This is a genomic window from Nonlabens ulvanivorans (assembly GCF_000732625.1).
In the GTDB taxonomy this organism is placed as follows: Bacteria; Bacteroidota; Bacteroidia; order Flavobacteriales; family Flavobacteriaceae; genus Nonlabens; species Nonlabens ulvanivorans.
On the sequence record NZ_JPJI01000006.1, the window covers coordinates 1 to 2,180 of the forward strand.

The 2,180-nt window shown below is 29.4% G+C and carries 1 protein-coding gene; it reads left to right on the forward strand.

All coding sequences use genetic code 11. The annotated features are described in order from the left end of the window. Positions 1 to 342: 342 nt before the first annotated feature. Positions 343 to 1,977 carry a leucine-rich repeat domain-containing protein gene (locus IL45_RS14670; RefSeq protein ID WP_051788601.1) on the forward strand — a complete coding sequence of 545 codons (1,635 nt, stop codon included), beginning with the start codon at positions 343 to 345 and terminating at the stop codon, positions 1,975 to 1,977. Positions 1,978 to 2,180 lie beyond the last annotated feature (203 nt).

Consider the following 2,180-nt stretch of genomic DNA (forward strand, 5'->3'; position numbering starts at 1 on the left):
CTTTAGTAATTATAAATCACAAGTCTCCCAACCTACTCAATGGACTAGAATGGCAAAGCTGTAAAACCTCTTGAGCAAATGTATTCTTGTACTTACCTAATAAACGCCAGCCGCTAGGAAACAAACAAGAACGTTGTATAATGGCGATTGAGACGTTTTAAAGGCTTATAGCGAGGCTGTGATCATTCATAAATTCAGTAACTTCACCAACCAATAACCAACATACAAAAGGTCTACGCGTACCGGCTAAAACGCCTCACTCGCCTTATACCTTTGCCATTGTATGCAATTTTGACCTCGAATTTTCCTAAAATGACTGACTAAATTAAATTATCAAAAAGGATGATACCTAAATTTGAACTTACGGAATCTGAAAATCTTGGATACTACACTACATTTGATAAGTTATTTCCAGATTATTTTCCTTACCTAAAGGATAAAGAAAAAAACAGTACTATCGAAGTCAACTTTCGCTTTACTGACGAAGATGACCAACCAAATGAGTCACAACTTACCGCTAATGAATTCCTTTTAGCTAATTCAAATCAAATGCTAGAAAATTTATTAAAATACTTAAAACAAGATGAAGAGTATTTTATGGAATTTTATGGAATTTATAGAGAAACTAGTTATGAAAGAACCAATTTTCAAGGTAAAAAATATACAACCGTGAACAAGAGTGGTTTTCCAAATGTTAAAGAACCACAAGATTTTATAAATTATTTTGATATAAGCCACATTTACATTAGCGACTCGCAAGAAAATGGTGTTTCGTATATAGGTTTTACAGGTGGATGTCCATGGGATGGAGAACATGGTTTTGGAGCATCGTTTCTTAAACAGAAACTGCTTAATGTAGGAGATTGGGATGATGGAAATAACCCAAGCTGGGGAAGTCGTGAGAATAGAGACTTATTGACTGACAATTTTACAAGTTTTCATAAATTAGAGATTTTAGATGAAAGGAAAAAGCGATTAGCTAAAGCAAGTGAACTTATTCAAGTTAAGAATATTCATGGTTATGAACAAATATTCGACTGGTTAGTAAGTAATCAAATGATTTATGGATATAGAAATAATCCAATAGATTTAACATCTAAGGAAAAAGTAGTTGTGTTAAATGAAATTAAAGAACTAACTTTTAATGGTAATTTAATTCAAAAAGTTCCTAACTCAATAAATCTGTTAGAAAATCTATCATCATTATCATTGTCTTTTAATGATTTAGATTCTGTTCCATTGCAATTATTAAATTTAACTAAGCTCGAAAAACTTTCAATTACCAATAATAAAATAAAAGAAATTCCGAAAGAAATATCTTTGTTGATAAATTTGAAATCTCTTAATTTTAGTAGAAATAAGTTAAATTCAATACCTGAAGAAATTGGGCATTTAAAAAATCTTCAACACCTTGATTTGTCTTTCAATTATCTCAATAATATGCCAAAATCTATTTCAGGATTAAAAATTCTCGAGCAGTTAAATATAAATTATAATTCATTTTCGACTATCCCGAATAATATTCTATTTCTGGAAAACTTAAAAGGATTGAATTTGAATAATAACAAATTGACTGAAGTCCAAGAATCCATTTATAAACTTAAAAAATTAGAAAGACTAGATTTAAGATATAATGAATTATCAAAATTTCCTGAAACCTTGATTAATCAATGGCATACTCTAAAATATATCTATTTGGTCGGAAATCAATTTAGCATTGATGCTTTAGAACGAATTTTAAGATTTAATCATAGAAAAATTAGTTCTGATATTGATACAGAACTCAATTATACAAAAGATAGACTAATAAGAAAATTAAGAGATGAGAAGAATAAATTAGAGCAAGAGAAAAGAGAAGCAAAAAAACAAGAAAACTTAAAACGTCAAGAAAATAATAGAATTTCAACCCAACCAAGTAGCTCTAATATCAAAAAAACTAAGGAAAATATTAAAAAATGGTGGGAGTTTTGGAAATAAAAACTGCATACAACATTGTATAAAAATAATAGCGGTTTAATAGCTAAAATGAAAGTAAGTAATTATAAAAAAGGTCTGTGTTTAACCGAAAAGTAAGTGTGTATAAATCCGCTACTATTCTTATACGAGACCGTTCTAGTCCATTGCCTGCGGCCGTAGGTTTTCGCTTTTGTAATTTATAATTACACTCTTGGGATTAGAAA